The organism is Paenibacillus sp. FSL R5-0923, from assembly GCF_038009145.1.
In the GTDB taxonomy this organism is placed as follows: domain Bacteria; phylum Bacillota; class Bacilli; order Paenibacillales; family Paenibacillaceae; genus Paenibacillus_AQ.
On the sequence record NZ_JBBPAT010000001.1, the window covers coordinates 1236283 to 1262485 of the forward strand.

At 45.0% G+C, this 26203-nt stretch carries 25 protein-coding genes and 1 pseudogene; all 26 read left to right on the top strand.

What is annotated here, in order from left to right; translation table 11 throughout:
- Positions 1-53 precede the first annotated feature (53 nt).
- The 26 genes and pseudogenes from MKX35_RS05440 (at position 54) to argJ (ending at position 26193) form a co-directional block, all read left to right on the top strand.
- Complete coding sequence (locus MKX35_RS05440) at positions 54-1214, top strand: sensor histidine kinase (protein WP_042131343.1); 1161 nt, start codon at positions 54-56, stop codon at positions 1212-1214.
- Positions 1215-1218: 4 nt separating this feature from the next.
- Positions 1219-1941 carry a response regulator gene (locus tag MKX35_RS05445; RefSeq protein WP_042131342.1) on the top strand — a complete coding sequence of 241 codons (723 nt, stop codon included), beginning with the start codon at positions 1219-1221 and terminating at the stop codon, positions 1939-1941.
- A 237-nt stretch (positions 1942-2178) separates the two neighbouring features.
- Positions 2179-2625, top strand: coding sequence for a glycosyltransferase family A protein (locus tag MKX35_RS05450; RefSeq protein WP_076285666.1), 447 nt, complete (start codon positions 2179-2181; stop codon positions 2623-2625).
- A 643-nt stretch (positions 2626-3268) separates the two neighbouring features.
- Positions 3269-4756: pseudogene (locus MKX35_RS05455) on the top strand (DEAD/DEAH box helicase); the annotation flags it as partial.
- Positions 4757-5013: 257 nt separating this feature from the next.
- Complete coding sequence (locus MKX35_RS05460) at positions 5014-5571, top strand: ComF family protein (RefSeq protein WP_341043891.1); 558 nt, start codon at positions 5014-5016, stop codon at positions 5569-5571.
- Positions 5572-5741: 170 nt separating this feature from the next.
- Positions 5742-6152, top strand: a complete 411-nt coding sequence (locus MKX35_RS05465) for a TIGR03826 family flagellar region protein (RefSeq protein WP_076298115.1) — start codon at positions 5742-5744, stop codon at positions 6150-6152.
- Between the two features lie 102 nt (positions 6153-6254).
- Positions 6255-6539: a flagellar biosynthesis anti-sigma factor FlgM gene (gene flgM / locus MKX35_RS05470; RefSeq protein ID WP_076297907.1), complete on the top strand. Its 285-nt coding sequence runs from the start codon at positions 6255-6257 to the stop codon at positions 6537-6539.
- 12 nt (positions 6540-6551) lie between these two features.
- On the top strand, positions 6552-7052 hold the full coding sequence (locus MKX35_RS05475; RefSeq protein WP_042192416.1) for a flagellar protein FlgN: 501 nt from the start codon (positions 6552-6554) through the stop codon (positions 7050-7052).
- 54 nt (positions 7053-7106) lie between these two features.
- Positions 7107-8690, top strand: a complete 1584-nt coding sequence (gene flgK / locus MKX35_RS05480; RefSeq protein ID WP_076297906.1) for a flagellar hook-associated protein FlgK — start codon at positions 7107-7109, stop codon at positions 8688-8690.
- A gap of 15 nt (positions 8691-8705) precedes the next feature.
- Complete coding sequence (flgL, locus tag MKX35_RS05485) at positions 8706-9623, top strand: flagellar hook-associated protein FlgL (protein WP_076297905.1); 918 nt, start codon at positions 8706-8708, stop codon at positions 9621-9623.
- Between the two features lie 15 nt (positions 9624-9638).
- Complete coding sequence (locus tag MKX35_RS05490) at positions 9639-10205, top strand: DUF6470 family protein (RefSeq protein WP_076297904.1); 567 nt, start codon at positions 9639-9641, stop codon at positions 10203-10205.
- Positions 10206-10314: 109 nt separating this feature from the next.
- Positions 10315-10770 (top strand): flagellar assembly protein FliW, encoded by a 456-nt coding sequence (fliW, locus tag MKX35_RS05495; protein ID WP_341043894.1) that lies wholly within the window; start codon positions 10315-10317, stop codon positions 10768-10770.
- A 1-nt stretch (position 10771) separates the two neighbouring features.
- Positions 10772-11014 (top strand): carbon storage regulator CsrA, encoded by a 243-nt coding sequence (csrA, locus tag MKX35_RS05500; protein ID WP_076297902.1) that lies wholly within the window; start codon positions 10772-10774, stop codon positions 11012-11014.
- Positions 11015-11255: 241 nt separating this feature from the next.
- A complete protein-coding gene (locus MKX35_RS05505; RefSeq protein ID WP_076297901.1) occupies positions 11256-12461 on the top strand; it encodes a flagellin N-terminal helical domain-containing protein in 1206 nt (401 codons plus the stop codon).
- Between the two features lie 200 nt (positions 12462-12661).
- Positions 12662-13078 carry a flagellar protein FlaG gene (locus MKX35_RS05510; protein WP_076297900.1) on the top strand — a complete coding sequence of 139 codons (417 nt, stop codon included), beginning with the start codon at positions 12662-12664 and terminating at the stop codon, positions 13076-13078.
- A 17-nt stretch (positions 13079-13095) separates the two neighbouring features.
- On the top strand, positions 13096-14634 hold the full coding sequence (fliD, locus tag MKX35_RS05515) for a flagellar filament capping protein FliD (protein ID WP_256716177.1): 1539 nt from the start codon (positions 13096-13098) through the stop codon (positions 14632-14634).
- A 28-nt stretch (positions 14635-14662) separates the two neighbouring features.
- On the top strand, positions 14663-15061 hold the full coding sequence (fliS, locus tag MKX35_RS05520; protein WP_076297899.1) for a flagellar export chaperone FliS: 399 nt from the start codon (positions 14663-14665) through the stop codon (positions 15059-15061).
- Positions 15054-15389: a flagellar protein FliT gene (locus MKX35_RS05525; RefSeq protein ID WP_076297898.1), complete on the top strand. Its 336-nt coding sequence runs from the start codon at positions 15054-15056 to the stop codon at positions 15387-15389. Before fliS ends, MKX35_RS05525 begins: the two co-directional genes overlap by 8 nt.
- A 234-nt stretch (positions 15390-15623) precedes the next feature.
- A complete protein-coding gene (locus MKX35_RS05530; RefSeq protein WP_019915069.1) occupies positions 15624-15821 on the top strand; it encodes a cold shock domain-containing protein in 198 nt (65 codons plus the stop codon).
- Positions 15822-16184: 363 nt separating this feature from the next.
- A complete protein-coding gene (locus MKX35_RS05535; protein WP_076297897.1) occupies positions 16185-17627 on the top strand; it encodes an S-layer homology domain-containing protein in 1443 nt (480 codons plus the stop codon).
- Positions 17628-17856: 229 nt separating this feature from the next.
- A complete protein-coding gene (hpf, locus tag MKX35_RS05540) occupies positions 17857-18405 on the top strand; it encodes a ribosome hibernation-promoting factor, HPF/YfiA family (protein ID WP_042131328.1) in 549 nt (182 codons plus the stop codon).
- A gap of 279 nt (positions 18406-18684) precedes the next feature.
- Positions 18685-21192 carry a preprotein translocase subunit SecA gene (gene secA / locus MKX35_RS05545; RefSeq protein WP_076297896.1) on the top strand — a complete coding sequence of 836 codons (2508 nt, stop codon included), beginning with the start codon at positions 18685-18687 and terminating at the stop codon, positions 21190-21192.
- A 367-nt stretch (positions 21193-21559) separates the two neighbouring features.
- A protein-coding gene (prfB, locus tag MKX35_RS05550) for a peptide chain release factor 2 (protein ID WP_143759238.1) occupies positions 21560-22673 on the top strand; the annotation gives its coding sequence in 2 pieces (ribosomal slippage) (positions 21560-21631 and positions 21633-22673; 1113 coding nt in all).
- A 151-nt stretch (positions 22674-22824) separates the two neighbouring features.
- Positions 22825-23709, top strand: coding sequence for a YitT family protein (locus MKX35_RS05555; RefSeq protein WP_076297895.1), 885 nt, complete (start codon positions 22825-22827; stop codon positions 23707-23709).
- 175 nt (positions 23710-23884) lie between these two features.
- Entirely contained in the window at positions 23885-24940 is a 1056-nt protein-coding gene (argC, locus tag MKX35_RS05560; RefSeq protein ID WP_076285680.1) for an N-acetyl-gamma-glutamyl-phosphate reductase, read from the top strand.
- 20 nt (positions 24941-24960) lie between these two features.
- Positions 24961-26193: a bifunctional ornithine acetyltransferase/N-acetylglutamate synthase gene (argJ, locus tag MKX35_RS05565; RefSeq protein ID WP_076297894.1), complete on the top strand. Its 1233-nt coding sequence runs from the start codon at positions 24961-24963 to the stop codon at positions 26191-26193.
- Positions 26194-26203 lie beyond the last annotated feature (10 nt).

A 26203-nucleotide genomic window follows, 5' to 3' on the forward strand; every position in this document is an offset into this window, starting at 1 on the left:
TTAATATAAAGGAAAACCTTTAAAACGATTCGATAGAAAAGGGGCAAGCATCCGTGGAATTTCAAGCCGATGCGATTGATCGCGTCATTAAAAATACCATCGACGTGATGGAGAGCAGCAAGTATCAGATTTTTGAAATATTGCAGGTTGCGCGTGATGAACTTGCTGCACTCAACAAAGAACTGCAGCGGGTCATGGACGAAACGGATGAGACATTGAAAAAAGTAGACAAGCTGGAGCTGCAGTATCATCGCTCCAGAATCCGGCTGACAGAGGTCAGCCGGGACTTTGTCCGCTACTCGGAGAAGGATATCCGTATTGCCTATGAGAAGGCTACGGAGCTACAGCTCGAACTCATGATGACGCGTGAGCGAGAGGTCTATCTTCGATCAAGACGTGATGAATTACAAATGCGAGTGCGCAGTGTCGAAAATTCTGTAGAGCGCGCAGAGTCAATTGGTTCGCAAATGAGCGTAGTGCTCGAATATTTGTCGGGAGAACTAGGTCAGGTGACGAGAATTGTCGAATCTGCGAAGAACAGACAGATGATAGGACTCAAGATAATCCTGGCTCAAGAGGAAGAACGGAAGAGAATTGCCCGGGAAATTCATGATGGTCCTGCTCAAATGCTGGCGAATCTAGTCCTTAGGACGGAAATTGTAGAAAGAATGCTGGTAAAGCAGGAATTTGGGTTGGTGCAGGACGAAGTAATAGATTTGAAAGGACAGGTTCGATACAGCCTGGAAGAAATGCGTAAGGTCATCTTTAATTTACGACCGATGGCTCTCGATGATTTGGGATTAATTCCGACTTTGCGGAAATATGTGCATGATTTTGAGGAGAAGACGAAGCTGAGGACGACCTTGGAAACCAGAGGTCAGGAACATCGACTATCTTCAGCCATGGAGGCAGCAGTATACCGATTGGTCCAGGAAGCTTTGTCTAATGCAGCTAAACATGCCTATCCGAGTTTTGTATTGGTAGAGATTACTTACCAAGCGCAGTTAATTAAGATTGTGATTAAGGATAATGGATTAGGTTTTAATGTGCAGAAATTAAAAAATCCGCAGGGCAATCGTGAAAGCTTCGGGCTAGTAGGTATGCGGGAACGTGTAGAGCTGCTTGAAGGCAGAATGGAAATCATATCAGCCGAGAATCAGGGGACAACAATCGTGATCCACATTCCGACGAACGTGGAGAAAGGGAAGGAGTAATGTGATGGAGAACTTAAACTCTACTAAAACGCCCATTAAAGTTCTTTTGGCGGATGATCATCAGCTTTTTCGTGAAGGGCTGAAACGTATTTTGAATATGGAGGAGGATATCGAAGTCATCGGTGAATGTGGTGACGGTATCCAGGTATTAGAGTTCTGTAACGGAACTAAACCAGACATCGTACTGATGGATATTAATATGCCTATTGAGAATGGCGTGGAGGCCACTCAAAAACTGCGGGAAATGTTCCCGGAGGTTAAGGTAATTATTTTATCGATTCATGATGATGAGAGTTATGTGTTTGAAACCCTTCGTAAGGGCGCCAATGGTTACTTATTGAAGGATATGGAGGCCGAATCCCTTATTAATGCAATCCGTTCGGTCTGTGAGGGACACGCTTTTATTCATCCAAAGGTTACCGGAAAGCTAATTAATCAATTGCGGCGCATGACTTACCTTAATGAGACTGGAGTAGCTGCTGATACGGTAGTGAAGGAAGCCGGTGTTAAGTTTGTGGCCGGTGACAACAATCCTCTAACACGTCGTGAAGCGGAAGTTTTGCGCCTAATGGCGGAAGGTAAGAGTAACAAAATGATCGGTGAGTATTTGTTTATTAGTGAAAAAACGGTCAAAAACCATGTTAGCAGTATTTTGCAAAAAATGGAAGTTGATGATCGTACGCAAGCTGTAATTAACTCGATCAAATATGGTTGGGTAACCTTATAAGAATATTTACAGATTTACGGTACATATAGGAATGAATTCAAGGAGAGCACAGCTTGTTCCTTTAAAATATAAGAAAGTATAAGTTTCACTCCATACTTCATGTCTTATATTTCTCGCTTAAACGCTTACCGTCCTTGCAAGGACGCCGAAGGCGTTTATGCTTGATAGGAACTCTGGGCAGTCACCGACCTTTTAAAGCCGGCATATAGTGTTGGTATACAGAGGAGGTGCATCTCCATGGTAGCCCAGTTGATATGGATTGCGGCTGTTTATGTATCCGCTGCAGTGATTATTCATATGCTGCATAATCGGCAGAAGGTGCGGCAGACACCGCAGTCCGTGAAATGGATTCATTATATTTTGATTACTCGCAATCATGCATCTGTTGTGGAATGGTACATTCGGGCGCTGACATTTCAAGCATTTTTAACCGGAAAACGATTTCGAGTAACGTTCATGGATGATGGCTCGAGCGATGGAACCCTTGGAATTGTTTCCAGGCTGGCTGATAGTGGCTGCTCTATCGATCTTGCAACATCTATGTACACTTTTCAGGTGAGTGAAGAAGAGTTGCAGCAACAAGGGATTGTGGTAGACTTGCGGTTGTCAGGGCAGTCTGTTTCGTTGCCTTTTATGGGGATGGCAGGAAGTAGGGGATGCGAATCAAAGCGCGACAGATTTTAAGTGAATATGTGAGTAACGGGTGAAGCACACTCTCCAAGAAATGGAGGAGTGTGCTTTTTGCGTTTGGCTGTAAGGGGAGTGTTGTGGGGGAGAGTGATTTATGGTGAAAGTTAAGGAGGCGGATTTTATGCGAGCGGCTGTGTATGCCTTGGAATGTAGAGGGATCTGGAGTATTTGGATTTCTTTAGATCTTACAGTAGATAGATGGTGGTGGTCTGGCGCTGGACCGGAGCGTCAAGGCAGAGGCTTAGTAACGGTGGACAAACTGGTCTTATTATCTCCTGTACTGCCGCTGGGGTGGGCGGTGAAGCTCCGCGATTATTTTAAACAAAGGCACGGAATGAGGAACTGGGGGGCTAAGGAGTGGGGTCAATACGTAAGCAGTGTTCTTGAGCCTGAGTTGAAGGAGGAAAGGGAAGCAGGAGGAATGGGAAAGGAAGAGTGCCTTAGTGATGGGGTATCGCTATGGCAGGCTTCTGAAATAAGTGGGCGATTTATAGAACAGTCTAGAAAGAACAATGAATGCAGAGGAAATGACCTCGATTATGCTTTGCTTGAATCGGAGGTAGAACAATTCGTACATGCGGTGGCCGGCCGCTCTTTACTTCAGCCGGAAATAGAAGCGCTGCTGGCAGAGGGCTTTCCAGAGCTGACCGGTCGTTGGCGTCAGGCGGTACAACTGGCGCATCTGCAGGGGCGGCTGCAACTGACAGCTGCCGTTGGTAGTCACGCCCCGGCTGCGCATGGGGCGTGGGCCCGCCAGCTCCCTGCGGGCGCTGGCGCTCTGGCGCGTGCGGCGGCTAGGCTGCCGCACGTATTATGGCACGGCGCTGTCGCCCGCCGCGCGGTTTCGCGCTGCCTGCGTTGCGGCAGCGCTCCCAGCGGCCGCACGGCATGCGCCGCGTGCGGCCTTATGGGCTGCGCCTATTGCGAGGCCTGCCTCGCACTTGGGCGCAGCCGGGCTTGTGCGCTGCTGCTGCGCAGCGCAGCGCTTCCGGCCGTGCGGTGCACGGCCGCCCTTGACCCCACCGCGGCCGCAGGCCGGTGGGGACTCAGCCCAGCGCAGGCGGGAGCCGCTGGCGCTGCGCTGGTTTTTTTGGCGGAGCGGCGTGAGCGCTCCGCCAATTCGTGCCCAGAGCGGTTCCTGCTCTGGGCGGTAACGGGAGCCGGGAAGACAGAAATGATCTTCCCGCTCCTAGAGGCCGTGCTTGCCGCCGGTGGGCGGGCGCTCGTAGCGACGCCGCGACGCGATGTCGTACTTGAGCTCGCTCCGCGGCTCGCCAAAGCTTTCCCGGCGGAGACTCTCGCCGTGCTTTACGGCGGCAGCGCAGAACGCTGGGTGAGTGGTCGCTTAACGCTCGCGACCACCCATCAGCTGCTGCGCTTCCATCGAGGCTTTGATCTCGTTATCATAGACGAGCTGGACGCGTACCCCTACCACAATGATCCTATGTTGGCTTATGCCGCAGAACGAGCCTGTAAGGTAGATGGCTCTTTTATCTACTTATCAGCCACTCCACCACAAGAAATGCAGCGGTTGGTCCGGTCAGGCAGACTTCCACATGCCAGAGTACCTGTCCGCTTCCATGGTCATCCTTTGCCTGTGCCGCAGCATCTGTCTATGACATCTGTTCAAACATGCCTAAAGCGTGGGAACTTACCTAGATCGATCATACATACGCTTCGTAGGTCGCTCGAGCGCGAGGCGCAAATCTTTTGTTTTGTGTCGCGTATTGCACATATTGAAGGATTACTGGTTCTGCTTCGTCGGAGCTTTCCCGGCGTAGTTATCGAGGGTACCTCCTCCAAAGATCCCTTCCGGTCAGATAAGGTAACAGCTTTCCGCAACCGTGCCATCTCCCTATTAGTAACGACTACGATTCTGGAACGGGGAGTTACAGTGCCTCGTAGCGATGTTTTTATTTTGGATGCGGACAGCGATCTTTTTGACGAAGCCTCATTGGTTCAGATGGCGGGGCGTGCCGGGCGATCTAAGGATGATCCTGCAGGGCGGGTTGTATTTGCCTCTCTTCAGTGGACTCGATCCCAGCGTGGAGCGATCTCACAGATCCGTACTATGAATGTCATTGCTCGCCGAAAAGGCTATATTAGCAAGGAGACGCTGAAATGAGTGCTCTGTTCTCATGGTTAACCAAAGTTCAGGCACTCTTGTCCCCCTCTATAACTCCATGCTTAACCTGCGGCAAGCGTAACCTTGGATCCTCGGAATTTCCTGGAGTTTGCAGGAATTGCATAGAATCCATTCCTTGGATACGTTCTCCGCGCTGCTTGAAATGTGGTCGGCATGTGGGCTGTCCTGACTGTACCCGCAGTAGTGAACCATCACCGATTATTTGTAATCGAAGTGCAGTGGCTTACACTAGTGTTATGCGAGAATGGTTGGGTCAGTATAAATATCGCGGGAATGAACGGTATGCCCCTTTACTTGGCCTCATGCTGGATAGAGCCTATCTAACCCTAAAAAAAGAGAAGCAGAGCGCTCTTTTATCCCGAAAATCATCCATCATACATCGTTCTTGGTCTGCTGATTTGTTAGTGCCAGTGCCTGTCAGTGATTCTCGGCTTATGGAGCGAGGATTTAATCAAGCGGAAAGATTGGCTGATGTACTATCTAGATGTAGGAAGATTCCACAGCTTCCGCTGCTGATCCGTACACACCATACGGGAAAACAGAGCTTTAAGAGCCGAGCGGAACGACTGGCGGATATGAAACACGCTTTTGCAGAAAATCCGGCAGTAACAACACAATTTGCGGATTGGTTTAATAGGGAGGTACCTCTAAATCGTCCTGTTCGGATTATTATTGTTGATGATATTTATACGACGGGCAGTACCATTCGTGCGTGCGCTGAGATCATACAACAAGTGGGTTCAGATTATGGTTATGCGGTAGAGGTGTATAGCTTAACTTGGGCACGTTCTTAAGTGGGAACAAAATGCATGATTGTGAACACCTCCATTCACTTTTTGAAGACAAACATACACCTAGTAGCGTTTCTTCTGTCCCATAGACGAATTCCCTGCAATCATGTAATCTAGGAGCATAAGAATATTATGCGTTGTACAGAATGTACGGAGAGGAGCGGCTGCTTGTTATGAATCTAGACAATTGTCCAAGGTGCGGCCGGTTGTTTGTTAAGAATCTTATGGGTTTGTGCCAGCCCTGCATCAAAGAGCTGGAGCATGAATATGAGATCTGCGTGGAATATTTGCGGGAAAACAAAGGAACCAACATTCAAGAGCTGTCCGATGCTACGGGAATTTCGATTAAGGAGATCACCCGCTTTATTCGAGAGGGCCGGATATCTATAGCAAATGCTCCTAATATGATGTATCCCTGCGAGGTGTGTGGAACACTGATTCGTGATGGGCATATGTGTGATAGCTGCCGTACTCGGCTTAGAAAGGATCTCACCAATGCCGCCAAGGAAAATGCTGCTGAGGATACTACCAAAAAGACAACAGACGGCGCATATCGTGCCATAGATAAGCTGCGTGGCCTATAAAATCTGCAAAAAAACGTTTGCAGCTATAAAGTATGTTTCAGTCTACGCCGATAAACTTAGTAAAGATTATCGGCTTTTTTATATTAGAAGGAAGGTGAAGTTATGAAAATTAACGAGACCGGACGAATTAACGCGATGAATCCGTATCAACGCAGCGCGGAAGCGCAAAGGCAGGAACAAATGAAGAAAAGTTCACGCAAGGATGAGGTTTCGATCTCTGATGAAGCAATTCAGCTCTTGCAAGCACAGAATTCTGGTAATGATGCTGAACGTGCACTTAAGATCGACAGTTTGAAGCAACAGGTCTCCGCAGGTACCTATCAAGTAGATGCAGCTAAGCTAGCAGAGAAACTCGCCCCTTACTTTAAGCAATCCTCCGAGAATTAGGTGAAACCATCCATGGCATTGACGACATTAATAGAACTATTGGAGCGGCTGGACGAAGTGCATAATCAAATGCTGGAGCTGGCCGCTGAGAAAAAACAGACGATTATGGACAACAAGGTGGATGCCTTAATCGACATCCTGAACCGTGAGTCCAAGCTAATGAAACTGATTGGACAGCTCGAGGAACAGCGAATCGCGGCAGCGTATACCGTTCTACAAGGCGTAGGTATTCGTTCCAACCTGAACCTGAACCTAACTGAGCTGTCCAGACTTATATTTGACCCTGAAGACAAGGCACGACTGCTGCATATTCAGCAGAAGCTTTCTGGCACTTTGCACCGCTTGAAAGAAGCAAATGAGCTAAATCAGAAGCTGATAGAGCAGTCGCTTACTTTTATAGATTATTCTTTGGATCTGCTGGTCGGAAGACCGAATCAGGATATCACTTATCATCGTCCGTCCGATAAGGGCAATGGCGTAAATCGGTCGGGGATTTTTGATGCACGAGGCTAGAATTGTACTGATGAAGTGTTCTGTCAGAGCAGAACATAAGGAGGAGTAAGCAGCATGACATCCACATTTCACTCGATAGAGACGGCGAGACGCAGCCTTTTTACTCAGACCGCAGCTCTTAATACGACTGGACACAATATCGCAAATGCGAATACCGAGGGTTATACTCGTCAACGTGTAAATATGAAGGCTGCTTTACCTATTGAAGCGTACGGATTTAATAAATCTACCGTTCCTGGTCAAATGGGTACAGGGGTGGAATTCTCATCTATCGATCGGATTCGGGAAATGTTTCTGGATGATCAGTACCGTGGTGAGAATTCTGCATTTGGTAACTGGAAACTTCAAGCAGATACCCTCTCTAAACTAGAAGCGATTGTTAACGAACCATCGGATACAGGTATTCGTACCGTTCTAGATAACTTCTGGAAATCATGGTCTGACCTTAGTAAGAACCCTGAAGATCCTACTGCTCGTAAGATTGTAGTGCAAACTGCACAATCTCTGACCGATGCCATGAATTATATGAGCACGCAATTAGATAATCTCGATCGGGATCTAGCTACTAATATTGACGTTAAAGCAAAAGAGGCTCAGGGCTACCTGACCGCTATCGCAGATCTGAATAAATCGATCTATAAGATCGAAGGTATGGGCGATCAGGCGAATGATTTACGCGATCAACGCGATCTGATGGCAGACAAGCTATCCAAGATTGCTAATATTACCGTTGTAGAGACGGAAGCTGGTTATAACGTTTCACTGGGTGGACAGCCACTGGTAGAGGGTGGAGAAGTTACTGCAACCGTAGATAGTGCATTTCTTAATAATGCTTATGCCGCTGGAACTTTGAAGGGCGGCGAGGCCTACGGAATGATTTTCTCCAAAAACACTTATGTTACCGACTACAAGAAACAACTCAACGATATGGCTAGTACGATTGCTACAGGTGACGTTGAAATTACAATACCGGCAGGTTCTAATCTTCCTGAGGGTACGATGTTGACTAATGATGCTAAGATTACGCAAGCGGATGGCACCGTAGTTACTTTGGCCGCTGGTCAGGCAGTGCCTAAGGGAGCAACGATGTATGAGGACGCTAAAACCATTGTTAAAGGCCTGAACGGACTTCACAAGTTAGGTTATGCGATGGATGGAAGCTCTGGTCGTGATTTCTTCGTAACCTCTGGTGACGCTGGAACGATCAAGTTGAATCCGGAAATTGCTGCAGATGTTAGCTTATTCGCAACTTCACTACGTACAACTGTTGATGCAGCTGGCAACACACAGGTCGTTAAAGGAAATAACACCCTGGCGCTCTTGCTGACAAACCTGAAGGATAGTAAATTCACTACGCCAGACGGTAAAGTTAGCAATACTGTGGGTGGGCTTCTAGGTTCTATGGTTGGCCAATTGGGTATTCAATCGCAGGAGGCTGCGCGTCAAACAGACAACTCAGATTATCTGGTAGAGCAGGTTAACTCCCGTCGTCAATCAGTCAGTGGCGTTTCACTGGATGAAGAAATGTCGAATATGCTCGTATTCCAGCATGCTTATAGTGCCGCTGCGCGTTTTATGACTACTTTTGATGAACTGCTCGACAAATTGATTAATTCCACCGGCACAGTCGGCAGATAAAAGGAGATATAGCGTATGTTGAGAGTAACCTCTAACATGATGAATTCACAGCTTTTGCTTAACCTAAACCGCAATGCACGTACAATGAACGACACACAATTACAGCTTGCAAGCGGACAAAAAATCAACAAGCCTTCCGATGATCCGGTAGGGATTACGTATTCCCTGCGCTATCGTGCGGAGCTTTCTTCTAACGAGCAATATACTAAGAATGTAGATAGCGCTCTTTCATGGCTTGATTATAATGATACAGTCCTAGGACAAGCTGGAGATGTTGTTCAGAAGATTCGTGAACTGTCTGTACAAGCTGCGACAGGGACTAATCCACAGTCAGCACTGGACAGTATTAATGCCGAAGTGATGCAGTTAAAAGACCAACTTGTGGATATTGCAAATAGTACGTTGAATGGTAAATACATTTTTAATGGTGAGCAGTACAACACGAAACCTTATGAGTTCGCTAAAGGTGCAGATGGTACATATGATGTATCTAAGCCGATTACAACAGATACCGGGCAGATTCAGTTTATTGTAGGTGAAGATGTGCGTATGCCTATTAGTACGACTGGTAATGACGTATTCGGTAACACTGGGGATGCGGATAATTTGTTTGCAATCATTAATCAATTATCAGTTGCCTTGAAATCGGGTGATTCCAAAGGAATATCGGCACAACTTGGTTTAATTGATACAAGGATGGAAAAAATTCTGACGGCACGCTCTGAAATAGGGGCCAAAACCAACCGTGTAGAATTAATGCAGGATCGGCTTAGTGATTTGAATATTAACTTAACGGACTTACAGGCTAAGACTGAAGATGCCGATTATGAAGGTTTGATTATGAACTCTAAGATTCAAGAGAATATCTATAATGCATCCTTGTCTGTGGGTGCAAAGATTATTTCCACAACTCTCGTAGACTTTATCAGATAACGGAGGTGGTTCTCGTTGCTACAACCGATATTGCAAATCCGTCAGACGCCTGCTGTGATTGGTATTGATGCTGATCCGGGCACTTATTCGATCACTCAGCCTAAAGCTGAGGTTAATATAACGACTACTGCAGGTGAATTAACTGTTCAATCTACTAGACCGGAGCTTACTATTGATCAATCCCGTGCTTGGGAGGCTTATAACGGTGGGAAAATGCTGGATATGAATAAACGGATTTATTCCGGCATTCAACAGTTATATCTTCAGGGAATTGCCAGAAAGGTCGAGCAAGGGAATCGGATGGCTCAGTTTTTTAGACCTGGTAATACAATTGCAGAAGTTTACGGTATGGATACCGAACCAAATTCTTTTCCTGAGATTCGAGGCCCAGCATCATACGACAATGTGGACATTCACATCGAAACGAGAGCCCCACTAATTGATTTTCGAGCCGCGAGAGTGAACATTCAGGTGGAAAGACGTAATCCAGAAATTGAATATACCCGTGGAAAGTTAAATATATATATGCAGCAATATGCTTCTATTCAGTTTATTCCACCAGAATTGAATGTTCAAACGTAGCTTTTTAAGCTATAGATGTGCCAGAAAGCGCCTCTATAGCTTTTGTGCTATATATAATGTGGTGGGATTTTCATAAGATGTTAGTTTTGCGAAGCGAAACTTTTGAGGAGTGAATAACTTGATTATAGAAACACTATCTTGGGGCAAACTGGAAGTAGATGAAATGCAAATATATCATTTTCCGAAAGGACTACCTGGCTTTGATGAAGAAACCGATTTTGCTTTGATTGCGATGGAGGAGACGCCTTTTTGCTATCTACAATCTGTTAGAAACAGGGGTCTATCCTTTCTGTTAGGAGATCCATTTGTTTTTTATCTGTCCTATGAGTTTGAGTTGCCGGATGATGAAGCTGAAGAATTAAGCATAAATGATGGGACTGTCGTTCGTTGTATTATCACGCTGAAGGAACAAACCGAACATTCGACAATTAATCTTCTGGCTCCTATTGTATTGAATCCTACAGCTCGTTTAGCTAAACAGATCGTTCTTCATAAAGCACCTTATCATACAAAGCATAGCTTGCTGCAGGTGCAGTCGGTTATCGATGGAAAGGATGGTGGATGATATGCTTGTGCTTTCTCGAAAAAAAGGGGAGTCCATCGTCATCCAAGATCAGATAGAGCTGACGATCTTAAGTGTGGAAGGTGATACGGTAAAGGTTGGTATTTCTGCACCGAAGCATGTCGATATTTTTCGCAAAGAAGTATATCTTTCTATACAAGAATCTAACCGCGAATCCGTTGCTCCACAGCAGTCTGATCTGAAGGCACTGATCCATCAACTTCGCAAAGTGAATAATAACGATTAATGGTTATAACGTATATACTGAATTCAGAATCTGGGACTGCACGAATGCAGACTCAGGTTTTTTATTTGATTTAAGAGATTTATTCAAGGAATTTCAAAAAAACTTCAATTTGCTCTAAACACTTGGATACATACCGTCGATATATGTAGTAGACGCTGATCCGGCAGGGCGGCCGACCTTAATGGTTCGGCGTTTACCACATGGATGTGGAACTAACTCAATTTCAGGGAGGAAATATCTAATGATTATCAATCACAACGTAACAGCCTTAAATACTCATCGTCAATTATCCATTAACACTGCTAACACTAGCAAAAACATCGAGAAACTGTCTTCTGGCATGAGAATCAACCGTGCTGGCGATGACGCTGCTGGTCTCGCGATCTCCGAAAAAATGCGTGGGCAAATTCGTGGTCTTGACCAAGCTTCCCGTAACGCTCAAGATGGCATCTCTTTGATTCAAACAGCTGAGGGTGCATTGAATGAGACACACAGCATCCTGCAACGTATGCGTGAACTTGCAAACCAATCGGCAAACGGTACTAACACAGAAACTGACCGTGGAGAAATTCAGAAAGAGATTAACTCACTAACTTCTGAAATCAACCGTATCGGTAACACCACTGAGTTCAATACTCAAAAACTATTGAATGGCGATAAAAACGGAGCTGGTTCTGCCAAGGTAGACGCAGTAGCGGGTGTATTTAAAGCGGGCGTAGTAGATCCGACAGCAGCATTCACAATCGATGGTACAACCATTGCTGCTGGATCTGCTGATCTTGCTGGGCTGATTACATCAATTAATGCAGATGCAACGCTGGGTGCTAAGTACACTGTTACTGCGGGTACAGGTGGGGATGCTGGCAAACTGATCATAACCCAAAAAGCAGGTGCAGAAGCAGATCATACTCCAACTATTGGTGGCGGTACCCTACTTGAAACAGTAACAAAAGGTGTAGCAGCAAAAGCTGCAGTAGTAGCTGACGATGCTAAGAGTATGAAGTTCCAGATTGGTGCAAACCAAAACCAAAGCTTGACTCTTGATGTTGCTGACATGAGAGCATCCGCGTTGGGTATTACTACTGCAGGTACGACTGATAAACTTGCTGTAACTGATGGTACAAACAATACAACTACTGAACAGGCTCTTGATGTAACAACTCATGAGGATGCAGCAAATGCAATTACAAAGATCCAATCAGCTATTGATAAAGTTTCCGGCGAACGTGCGAAATTAGGTGCAAACCAAAACCGTCTGGAACATACAATCAATAACTTGGGAACTTCTTCCGAGAACTTGACTGCTGCTGAATCTCGTATCCGTGACGTAGACATGGCAAAAGAAATGATGTCACAAACTAAGAACAACATCCTTGCTCAAGCTGCTCAAGCTATGTTGGCTCAAGCTAACCAACAACCACAAGGCGTTCTTCAATTGCTTCGTTAATTTAAAAATTAACAATTATAGCTTTACAAAAAGAACCTTGGATTTTTTCCAAGGTTCTTTTTTTTTGAATATTTGTGATTATTAATAAAACTTCGGAATTCCCGGGATTTTTTCAAGTTTATCTTTCTTAAGTCCTAAATTATCCCTGAATCTAACCGATATAAAGAGTATAAAATGAGCGTTGGTGGAGGTCGGGCTTTATGAATGTACAGTTTTCTCTTTCTGCTAGTTCTGCTAGTTCTGCTAGTCCTGCTAGTTCCGTAACAAGTGTACAGGGTGTATCTGAAGCAAAGTCCAGTACTGCATCGGTGTCATCCATAAATCAAGAAACGCCTATCCGAAATGCTAAGGATATGAGTTTGAGAGAGAAGCAGGGGGTAAATGTGTCTGTTGCTGAAGAACAGCTCATTCGTACCATTGAACGGGCGGTGAAATCTCTACAGGGACCCCAGACTACGCTGCAGATCAGCATCCACGAGAAGACGCATGATATTATGGTCAAGGTGCTTAATAAGGATACCGGTGAACTCATTCGCGAAGTACCCCCAGAGAAAACTCTGGATCTCGTAGCTAAGATGATGGAAATTGCCGGAATACTTGTAGACGAGAAAATTTAGGAGTAGGAGGTGCTGTTTTGGTTACACGTGTAAATGGATTTTCAGGGATGGATATCGATAGCATGGTAAAGAGTATGATGACCGCTAAGCGTGTCCCCTTAGATAAGCTTAATCAACAGAAACAGATCCTTAACTGGACTAGAGACAGTTATCGCGAAATTAATAGTAAGTTGGTTGATTTTCGTACAAATAAACTTACTGATAAATATGGCGTTAACTCAGCTATGAATGCCAATAAGGCTGTTACAAGCGGTAATACGGAAGCGTTAACCGCTGAAGCTACAGCAACTGCTAACGGAATTGATATGAAAGTAAGTATTACTCAGCTGGCTACCAAGGCTACAATTGAATCAAATGGTGCAGGTTCTGGTTTAACTACAGCTTCTTCACTAGCTAAGGCAAAAATCAACGGTTCAAATGTTGAGATTACGGATGCTGATAAGGCAGAGAAATATAGTTTGAAGATCAATGAGCAAACTTTTTCTTTTACAGGAGCGACAGAGATTTCTACTGTTATTGCAACGATTAATGGTAACACTAAAGCTAATGCTATCGCGAGTTTTGATGAAGTCACTGGGAAGCTGATTATTTCATCTAAGACTTTTGGAAGTAAAGGTGCCTTATCTATTGAATCAGTTGATGGTAGTAATAATTTATTTGAGGCTTTTAAAGGCATTAAACAATACACTGGTAAAGATGTTAAACCAGGCATGGATGCTATTGTATTTGTTAATGATACGATGATAAAAAAAGATAGTAATAATTTCTTGATTAACGGGGTCCAACTGACATTATTGGCTACAACATCCACCCAGACCGATCCTGAGGTGAATCCATCAACAGGAACGGATAAGCCTATTACAATCAAAACTCAATCAGACCCTCAAAAAGCTGTAGATGCAATAAAAGGATTTGTTGAAGATTACAACAGTTTGTTGAAATTGTTGAACGATAAAATATCTGAAGAGAAGTACCGCGATTTTGCACCATTGTCTGATGAGCAAAAGTCAGCAATGAAAGAGGCAGATATCACGACTTGGACAGAAAAAGCCAAAAGCGGACTTTTGAAAAACGATGATATATTAAGAGAAGCGGTATCCTCTTTGCGTGGGGTTATTTCTAACCAGATCGGTGCCTTGAGTTCTATCGGGGTGACTACCGGATCTTACTTTGAGGGAGGAAAACTGAAGTTAGATGAGACTGCTTTGAAAAAGGCTCTTGCCAACGATGCTCAAGGGGTTATGGATCTACTCCAGGGACCAGCCAGCGCCTCCACTACAGGGGTATTTGACAAGTTAGCTAGTAAAGTCAATAACACACTGGATGCACTAGTCTCGAGGGTAGGTACTAACAAGTACTCTACTGATCTAACCAGTACCTTCAAAGAAGAAAGTGTTATGGGTAAGAAGCTCAAAAATTATAACACTCGTATAAGCGATATGTTAACCATGCTAAATAATGCTGAAACACGCTATTACAAGCAGTTCTCAGCAATGGAAACGGCAATGAATAAATTACAGGCGCAGTCTTCCAGTCTTTTCCCCACATCCAGCTAAGAAATTTATAAAATAGAGGGTGAGATTATTGATTACATCTCCGTATGAGAAATACCGTCAGTCTTCTGTTCAAACCTCAACACCTGCACAACTAGTAATTATGTTGTACGATGGAGCTATTCGCTTCGTGAGAACAGCAATGGATGGACTCAGTAAACAGGACTATGAGAAGACAAGTCTTAATTTTGGTAAAGCACAATCTATAGTTAGTGAGTTAATGAGTACATTGGACTACTCCTATGAAATCTCTAATAATCTTTATTCACTTTACGAATATACAAATCATCTATTAATTGATGCCAACATCCGCAAAAGCCCAGAAAAAGCGGAAGAGGCTATCGGGTACCTTACAGAACTTCGGGAAACTTGGCTACAAGCATCCAAAATCGCTGCAGGCCAGGGACAGGCTGAAAGTGCTCATGGATGAGTTAATTCAGAGCCTGAAGGAACTGACCTTAGGTATCACGTACAGACTCGATGAGACTACCTATGAAGAACTGGAGCTTTTTGTCGAGGATCGTCAGGAACTTGTCGACTCTATTGCAGAACAAGCCGGAATTTGTAAGTCGACGCCCGCACAAAAACAAGAAATTAATCGAATTTTGGAGTATGACAATGTGATCTTAGACAGAATGAACGCCCTTCGATTGGAAGCCCAGGACTGGTTGCAGAAGCGTAATCAGGCCAAGGTACAGCGCAGCGCCTACGAGGCTGCTTACACTCCAGATAGCTTTCTAATGGATCGCAGAAAATAACTTATTCTGTGTTTCACTATAGGAGTAGACGGGTATTAAATACCGTCTGCTCTTTTTTTGATCCTTACGCCGCAACTATTTCTTGATTATGGTAAATTAAACGTCCTATTTTACGTGGTAAATTATTGCATGTAAACATTTACTTTTCCAATTGACAATGAAGAAGTTACGGTGGTATAGTCGATTTGTGAGCAAGACTCACGTTCATCTGATGACGAAGGGAATGTTTAATCAATGGAAGGTAAAGTAAAATGGTTTAACGCAGAAAAAGGTTATGGTTTTATCGAGACTGCAGACGGTGGCGACGTATTCGTACACTTTTCCGCGATTCAAACAGATGGTTTCAAAACTTTGGATGAAGGCCAATCCGTAGAGTTCGATATCGTTGAAGGTGCACGCGGACCACAAGCAGCTAACGTAATCAAATTATAATCATACGGCTAAGCCGACCTACATATAAGTAGATGGTTAGCAATTTAGACAGCGCTAGCAAGGATCTTGGGAATTCTCCCGAGGTCCTTTTTTTTGTGTGTTTGAGGCCCCGGCAAAGCTCCACTTTGTGGGGATAATTTGTGCTCTCATAAGCCTCTATCAATGCTGTTAATAGAAAGAAAATAGCGTACTTTGTAAATTTATAATATGGAAAATGTTAGAACTCTTCGAAATGTGGGTAATAAGTATACGTTGAGCTGTTTATCTTACCTCGACGCACACTATGTTAGCCTAGGCCAATACTTCCGAGAAGAGATTCATATAGCCTACGCTATCAAAACTTTTAGGAGGATGATTAGCAGGATGAAAAAGAAGTTGCGCGGTCTTATGACCGGAGTTTTAGGAGTTAGTATGTTATTAGGATCTCTTGGCAGCGTATCTGCCGCCTCCGTGCCTAAGGATATTCAAGGTCACTGGGCCCAAGCTCAGCTACAGGAATGGCTAGATAGTGGATACCTTGGAGGATACCCAGACGGTACAGTTAAACCAAACAAGGCAATTACACGTGGGGAGTATGTGACTCTAGTAAATCGCCTGTTCGGTTTTAAAGAAAAAGCAACTGTAAGCTTTAAAGATATGAAAAGCACGAACTGGAACTACAGTGAAGTGGCTAAAGCCGTGGAAGCTGGTTATATCGGAGGATACGAGGACAATACGTTCCGTCCTAATAGTCCGCTCACAAGACAAGAGGCAGCAGTAATGGCTGCGAAATTACTTAAATTGAGCACCAATAGCACTACTAGCAAATTTAAAGACAATGCACAAATTGCAGCATGGGCAAAAGGTGCAGTAGCCGCTGCAGCGGATAAAAAGATTATTAACGGTTATCCGGATGGAACCTTCGGTCCTAAGAGATCGTTAACACGTGCAGAGGCTGTAGGTATCATCAACACCTCAGTCATCTATTACCCAGGTAGCGGCACAGGTGGTGGAGTAATTCCTACCCCAACGCCAACGGCTACTCCGACACCAACAGCTACCCCAACGCCTACAGCTACTCCAGGTGGTAGTACGGGTGGAGGAAGTGGTGGATCTGGCGGCGGTAACGATGGTGGAAATGTCACAACACCAACCGTAAGTGAGGCAACCTATGGTAACGTTGGTTCGGTAACAGCCGATGTATACCTGACATCTTCCGTAACAGGCTCAGTGTACTATGTTGTAGCTCCTTATACTGCTAACGTAACTGCACCGAGTGCATTACAGGTGGAAAAAGGACAGATCAGCAATGGAACTGCAAGCGAAATTCATGGTAGTGTTGCAACTGTAGCCAAAGCAACGGTTACATTCTCTGTTTACGGATTGAATCCTGGGACGGAATATGCAACATATATCGTAGTAGCTGATGCATCTGGCAATCTGTCTACTGTAACAACAGTTCGTTTAACTACTGCTCAGGCAACTGAAAAGTCGATTACGCTTTTTGAACCAGGACAAGTAGGTACAGTTACAGCAGATGTATATGTTAAATATGGTGCGACAGGTGACACTCCAACCCCAGTAAGATATGTAGTATTACCTGCTAATGAAAAAGCACCTAGCGCAACACAAATTTCTTTAGGTCAGAATAGTGCGGGTACAGCATTGACTGCTCCATGGACGGACACGCTTACGTTCGCTCCTGGTGTAAAACATACGCATACTTTGACTGGATTAACAGCCAATACCGCCTATAAGGTATACGTTATTACAGGATCAGGTATGCAATTGTCACCTGTAGAAATCATTCAAATTCATACCAAGTAACTTAATCTTATACTGTCTCAGTTTGGGAATATAAGAATGGAATTCGTACTATAATAACGACAGGTTTACAATTGGTCCGGTGAGGCGAATAGTTGCTCTTACCGGACTTGTTTTATTTGTGAACACAAGGACAATATTTGTTATCTAATTGTAAGGGCTGTAAGGAATTACTTTTTACTTAGCCTTAACAATTTGGTATAATGAAGGTGTAACTAAAGGAGGAGTGGCCATGCAATTCACCATTCGAGGTCAACAAATTGACGTGACCGACGCTTTGAGAGAGTATGTTGATAAGAAGCTCAGCAAACTTGAGAAGTATTTCGAAGCACCCCCTACCTCTGAAGGGTCTGTGACGCTTGGCGTAGTTCGCGGCCTTCATACGGTGGAAGTAACCATTCCGCTTGCTGGCGTGACGCTTCGTGCGGAAGATCGCAGCGATGACATGTATGCTTCCATAGATGCCGTTGTGGACAAGCTGGAACGTCAAATTCGCAAACACAAAACGAAGATCAATCGTAAGTTCCGTCAAGAGGGACTGAAGACGCTGTTTGTGGATGGAGCTAGTACCGCTGTTGCTGTAGAAGAACAAGATTATGATGATTTAGAAGTTGTGCGGAACAAACGCTTTACAATGAAGCCGATGGATGTGGAAGAAGCAATTCTTCAAATGAACATGGTGGGACATAATTTCTTTGTGTTTTCCAATATCGACACCTCGGAAGTAAGCGTAGTTTACAAACGTGATGATGGTAAATATGGACTGATTGAACAGGGCTAAGATACAATGATGCCAGTTATGCTCTAAGTATAAAGGGCCTCGAGAGTTAGTCAGAACCTAAGAAATTTAAACCGAGCCCCTATTCGCTTGCAGCGAATAGGGCTCTTGTGCGTATAAGCGACTATATTTGAAAAATGTGGCTGATACACCTTGTATTGCGGCATCTCTTACAAACTGTTACAATTTATGAAGCAGCGGAATCGAATTTATAAATGGCCCTTTCAATTTTGTGAGGATGGGCTCGGTTCCACCATCTGTGTTGCATGAAAGGGGTTAACCATGCTAGGACTTGTAAAGAAAATATTCGGAGACACCAACGATCGTGACGTTAAACGTCTCATGAAGACAGTCGATGTAATTAATGGATTGGAACCGGAATTTGTAAAGCTATCTGATGAACAGTTACAAGCTAAGACAGCAGAATTCCGTGCCCGTATTGAAAAAGGCGAAACTCTGGAAGAAATTCTTCCTGAGGCATTTGCAACCGTACGTGAAGCTTCCAAGCGGACACTTGGTATGCGGCATTTTGATGTGCAGTTAATTGGTGGTATGGCTCTGCATGAAGGCCGGATCTCCGAGATGAAGACTGGTGAAGGTAAGACACTAGTAGGTACATTGCCAGTGTATTTGAATGCTTTGCTAGGTAAAGGCGTACACGTAGTAACGGTCAATGACTATTTGGCTCAGCGCGACAGCGCACAAATGGCACAAATCTATAACTTCCTGGGCATGACGGTTGGGGTTAACCTGAGCGGTATGGACCATGCTGATAAACAAGCTGCTTATGCCTGCGATATTACGTATGGCACAAACAACGAATTTGGTTTTGATTATTTGCGTGACAACATGGTGCTTTATAAAGAGCAAATGGTTCAGCGCCCTCTGTATTTCTGTATTATTGATGAAGTGGACTCTATTCTTATTGATGAAGCACGTACACCTCTTATTATTTCCGGACAAGCTGAGAAGTCTACAGAATTGTATTTTTCAGCAGACCGTTTCGTGAAAAAGCTTAAGGCTGAAGAAGACTACACAGTTGATATTAAGGTGAAGTCTGTTGCCTTGACTGAAAAAGGTGTAGCTACTGCTGAGCGCGCTTTTGGTATTGAGAACTTGTATGATCACAGTCATGTAACTTTGAATCACCATATCGTCCAAGCCCTAAAAGCAAATGTAATTATGCGTCGTGACGTAGATTACGTTGTAAACGAGGGTGAGGTCGTTATTGTTGATGAATTTACAGGACGTCTAATGTCAGGTCGTCGTTATAGCGATGGGCTGCACCAAGCGATTGAAGCGAAGGAAGAAATCGAAGTACAGAATGAGAGTATGACTCTTGCAACAATCACATTCCAGAACTACTTCCGTATGTATCGTAAACTCGGTGGTATGACAGGTACAGCGAAGACTGAGGAAGAGGAGTTCAAGAAGATTTATGGTCTTGAAGTTCTTCAAGTTCCTACGAACAAACCAAATCAGCGTGTAGATATGCCGGATGTTGTCTACAAGAGTGAGAATGGTAAGTTCAAGGCTGTCGTGGAAGAAATCGTAGAACGTCACAAAAAGAACCAGCCTGTACTGGTTGGTACAGTGTCGATCGAGAATTCAGAGCTCGTTTCTGAAATGCTGAAGCGCAAAGGTGTTAGACACCAAGTACTTAACGCGAAGCATCACGCTGCGGAAGCAGAAATCATTACCCATGCAGGTCAGCCAGGTACAGTTACGATTGCTACCAACATGGCTGGACGTGGTACGGACATCGTTCTTGGTGAAGGTGTGACAGATCTTGGAGGTCTGCATATCATTGGTACAGAGCGTCACGAATCGCGCCGGATTGATAACCAGCTGCGCGGTCGTGCGGGTCGTCAAGGTGACCCTGGTTCTACACAATTCTACTTGTCGCTTGGCGATGAGCTCATGAAGCGTTTTGGTGCTGACAACGTTCTGACTATGATGGATCGTCTCGGATTCGAGGAAGATCAGCCGATTGAGAGCCGTATGATCACGCGTGCTGTAGAATCTGCTCAGAAACGTGTTGAAGGCAATAACTTTGATATCCGTAAAGTCGTATTGCAATATGATGACGTGATGAATCAACAGCGTGAAATTATTTATAAACAACGCCGTGAGATTCTGGAGTCCGATAATATTAAAGATATCGTGCTTGAAATGATCAAGCCTGTAATTGAGCGTATCGTTCTAGCACACTGTAGCGATGATATTCCTGAGAACTGGGAACTGCAAGAAGTTGCTGATTACGTAAACAGCAAGCTGCTTGAAGAAGGTGCTTTGACCCGTGATATTCTATGGGGTAAGGAAGCTGAGGAGATCATCGAGTTTATTTTCGAACGTGTGCTTGAGAAATATGCTGCACGTGAAGAACGTCTGGGTTCAGAACTCGTACGTGAATTCGAGAAGGTAATCGTGCTTCGTTCCGTAGATAGCAAATGGATGGATCATATTGATGCAATGGATCAATTGCGTCAAGGGATTCACTTGCGTGCTTACGGTGGTACGGATCCACTTCGCGAATATCAATTCGAAGGCTTTGAGATGTTTAATACTATGACTGCTACGATTCAAGAAGAAGTAGCTACTTATATTATGAAGGCTCACATCGAGGCGAATCAGGAACGTCAATCCGTTATTGATGAAGACAAGATCTCTACAAACAGCGAACCTGTTGAGAAACGTCCGGTTCATGTTGAGGCTGTGACTGGCCGTAATGATCTTTGCCCTTGCGGAAGCGGCAAGAAGTACAAGAATTGCCACGGTCAAAACGCATAAGACAAACGTTTAGTAGCGCTCATATTCAGGTGTTGAAGATGTAAGTCTTTAACCCTGATCTCTATGGGTATACTAACCATAAAGAGCGGCTGGGCCCGGGGGTATCCCCCGTTTACGGCCCAGTCGCTTTTTTGGATCTTTAGCACTTGAGTGAATTTGGAATGGAGAGAAGGTTTGGAACTGTAGAAACGGAGTGTTCGCCTTTGTTTCGAGATTCCAACCGCGATGTGGTTATCTATTCAAGGAATCTGGAAACAACAGCGATCGGAAGTCTAATCCTTCTCGGAATGGCTGAACATTCACTCATTCACTAACTATCCAATAGAGCGAAGACCGTAACAACCCATTTTGAAAGGTGAAGTGACCTATGATAGAACCAAATGTAAAGCAGGATCTGCGTGAAATAGGCAAGAAACTAACTGACCTTAGGGGGTCTCTTTGACTTAGATCTTAAGCAAGAGATGATTTCTAACTTTGAAGAGAAAATGGCAGCTCCAGGATTCTGGGATAATAGTGAGCAAGCGCAGAGTGTAATCGCTGAGATGAACGCTGTGAAATCTTCCGTAGATCAATACGAGAAACTTCAACAGGAATACGATGATGCTGCGATGATGGCAGAGCTTGCGGATGAAGAGGGCGATGAGGATCTGGCAACAGAAATCGGAGAGACGATCCGTAGCCTAGGCAGTAAAGTGGATGAATTCGAGCTGCAATTGCTGCTTAACCAGCCGTATGACAAGCTGAATGCGATCCTTGAGCTTCATCCGGGTGCAGGCGGAACGGAATCCCAAGACTGGGGGCAAATGTTGCTGCGTATGTACACACGTTGGGCTGAAAAACGTGGATTTAAGGTTGAGGTGCTCGATTATTTACCGGGTGATGAAGCAGGAATTAAGAGTGTTACACTACTCATTAAGGGCTTCAACGTATACGGGTATTTAAAAGCTGAGAAGGGTGTACACCGACTGGTGCGGATTTCTCCATTTGACTCTTCGGGTAGACGCCACACCTCTTTTGTGTCCTGTGATGTCGTTCCGGAAATTACGGATGATGTTGAAGTTGAGATCCGCACCGAGGATCTTAAGATCGATACGTATCGTGCGAGTGGCGCCGGTGGACAGCATATCAATACCACGGACTCTGCGGTACGGATTACTCACTTGCCGTCGGGCGTAGTGGTAACCTGCCAGAACGAACGTTCACAGATCAAGAACCGGGAACAAGCCATGAAAATGCTGCGTTCCAAGCTCTATGAGCGCAAACTGCAAGAGCAGCAGCAGCAATTGGATGAGATTCGCGGCGAGCAATCCGAAATCGCTTGGGGCAGTCAGATTCGTTCCTATGTATTCCATCCGTATAACATGGTCAAGGATCACCGTACTTCCGTGGAAACAGGTAATGTGGGTGCAGTAATGGACGGAGACCTGGACGCGTTCATTGATGGGTACTTGCGTAGCCAGATCAAGGTTGAGGCGGATTAAGGGATTTTTTCGGGAATATAGGAAAGTATAAGCTTACTCCATGCTTTATCTTTATATTTTTTTAGGGGAAACGGATACCATTCTTTAATATGGATGGAATAGCCGTTTCTTCTTACGTAGAGCAAGATGACACTTTAAGGAGCGCCATGAAATGCAAAAAATCAATTCTCGTAATAAACCCCCGCTGATTCCACTGAATGGACCCGTCCGTCATGTGGTGGATACAATGCTTATTCTGATCGGTTCGCTAATCACGGCACTGGGGTTTAATCTTTTTTTTCTGCCTAATCATATAGCTTCTGGTGGTGTATCGGGTCTTTCTGTATTGGCTGAAGCTTGGTTTGGGGCTGAACCGGCATTTACGCAATGGGCACTTAATATCCCGCTGTTTGTGCTCGGAGTAATCTTCCTGGGTAAACAATACGGCGTTCGCTCGTTGCTTGGGAGCTTTGTGCTGCCGCTATTTATCTTGTTGACAAAAGATTTACCTACACCGACAACTAATCCACTTTTAGCCTCCATTTATGGCGGTATCTGTGTGGGGGTGGGACTTGGCGTTGTGTTCCGCGGACGGGGCTCAACAGGTGGACTTACGATTTTGGCGCAGATCATTCAAAAGATATCCGGTCTCAGCTTCTCGGTTTCCGTTGTGTTGCTGGACGGGACGGTTATTGTGCTGGCTGCATTTATACTCGGCATGGAGCAGGCGCTGTATGCGCTGATCGGATTGTTTGTTACGGGTAAAGCCATTAATGCAATAGAGGTAGGCTTCCGTTATACGAAGGTTGCTTATATTATCTCAGACGAGACAGATGAAATATCTGCGGCGATATTAAATGATCTGGATCGTGGTTTGACGAAGCTGGACGCACATGGCGGGTACACTGGAGATGCACGTACTGTTCTGATGGTTGTGGTAGGTCAGAATGAAGTATCAAGGCTAAAGGCGATTGTCCAATCCGTAGATACAAGTGCATTTGTTATTATTACCGAAGCACATGAAGTGTTAGGCGAAGGATTTAAAAGAGAAGCGTAATCTCTCCTACGGGGGAGGCGACGCTTCTCTTTTTTTCTAAATGAGGTTATATTTAGGATGAATAAAGTTCACATATTGTGTTGTATTTATATTAATAGGGATGTATAATAATACATATTTCTAAGACGGTATGCATTATATTAAATAATATATTCATGATAAGCAGGAAGTGGGGATGACAGTGGAAGGCAAGCTGAGGGCGGCGATTGTTGGATCAACGGGTTATGGAGGCGTAGAGCTGATTCGGCTACTACAAAGTCATCCTAAAGTAGAGATTACTTCGGTAATTTCCTCATCTAGTGCAGGGGATGCGATAGAGGAAGGGTTTCCTCATTTGACGGGCATTATTGACCGAAGGTTGGATGGCGTTGATCCGGCGCAGATGGCTGAGCGGGCGGATGTGGTTTTTACGGCTACGCCGTCTGGTGTAAGTGCAAAGCTGGTGCCTCAGCTGCTGGAAGTTGGACTTAAGGTCGTAGATCTATCCGGTGATTTCCGATTGAAGGATGGCGCAGAATATGAGCACTGGTACAAACATACAGCTCCTGCTGATGAGTACCTAGAACAAGCTGTGTACGGACTTTGCGAGGTGTTCGGAGAGCGTGTGGCCGGGGTTGATTTTATATCTAATCCAGGCTGTTATCCTACGGCTACACTTCTTGGACTAATTCCTGCGATTCAGGCAGGCTGGATTAAGCATGACAGTATTATTATTGATGCCAAATCCGGGGTTACCGGAGCAGGGCGCGGAACGAGCCTGATGGTGCATTATGCAGAGATAAACGAGAACTTAAAAACTTATAAAATAAATAAACATCAACATATACCAGAAATCGAGCAGACGCTCACGGAGATTGCTGGAGAAAAGGTAACCGTAACGTTCACCACACATCTCGTGCCTATGAGCAGAGGAATTATGAGTACGATGTATGCAGGAATGACGGGCAATTATACGGAGCAGGATTTTGTGAATTTATATCGTGAATATTATGCGGGCAGACCCTATGTGCGGGTACGCGATGTAGGTGTGATTCCAGCGACAAAAGAAGTTAGTGGCTCTAATTATTGTGATATCGGATTTGCGACAGATGCTCGTACAGGGCGGGTGACCATAGTCTCCGTCATTGATAACGTTGTAAAAGGTGCGGCAGGTCAGGCGATACAGAACCTTAATTTGATGATGGGATGGGAGGAAACCCTTGGCCTCGGCTACACACCTGTGTATCCATAAGGATCAGCGGTACAAATAACATGAGCGAGATTGAATTATTTACTACCTTGGAAGGTGGAAGCATTACTTCACCTAAAGGATTTAAGTCCGGAGGACTGCACTGTGGATTGAAAAAAACAGACCGCAACGATCTCGGAGTGATTCTTTGTGAGGTTCCAGCTACGGCTGCTGCCGTGTATACGACAAATGTTTTTCAGGCGGCTCCTCTGAAGGTGACGCGTGAAAGTCTTGTGAACGGAACGTTGCGAGCGGTAGTCGTGAACAGCGGGAATGCTAATGCCTGCACAGGTGAACAAGGCGAGGCCGATGCTTATGAGATGCGCGCTGCTGCGGCTCAACATTTGGGTGTGGAGGTTAACGATGTTGCTGTCGCTTCGACTGGTGTGATCGGTGAACTGCTGAAGATGGATTGCGTACGTAGCGGTATTGCTGCACTTCCAGAGAAGCTGGACGGTGGGGCTGCTGGAGCGGAAGAATTCTGTCAGGCCATCCTTACAACCGATTTAGTCAAAAAAGAAATTGCCGTGAAGGTACTCGTCGGTGGCGTAGAAGTTACCATTGCTGGAGCCGCAAAGGGCTCCGGGATGATTCATCCTAACATGGCTACCATGCTCGGATTTATGACTACGGATGCTGATATTTCAGCGGAGGATTTACACAGTCTACTTCGTTCTGCTACGAACGTTACTTTTAATATGATTACAGTGGATGGAGATACTAGCACCAATGATATGTTAGTGTCGATGGCCAGTGGGCTTGCGGGTAATGAAAAGCTGACCCGATTGCATCCGGATTGGGATGCTTTTGCCGCTGGATTCACGTATGTCTGCCAGACGCTTGCGAAAGCGATAGCTCGTGATGGAGAGGGTGCGACTCACCTGATTGAGGTTCAAGTGAATGGTGCTTTTCATGACGAAGCTGCTGCAGCGATTGCCAAGACAGTGGTGGGTTCTAGTCTAGTGAAATCTGCTATTTTTGGAGCGGATGCGAACTGGGGACGGATCATTGCTGCGGTTGGACGCGCGGGTGTTCCAGTATCTCCGGAGCGTGTGAACATTTCGTTAGGTGATATCGAGGTGCTACTGCATTCGAAGCCGGTTGCTTTTGATGAGGAGAAGGCTTTGGCCTATTTGCAAAAAAGTGAAACTGTGCTGATCACTGTAGATTTGCATGATGGAACCGGAAAGGCTACAGCTTGGGGCTGTGACCTAACTTACGATTATGTGCGTATTAACGCTGCATACCGTACCTAATTTGTGGCGG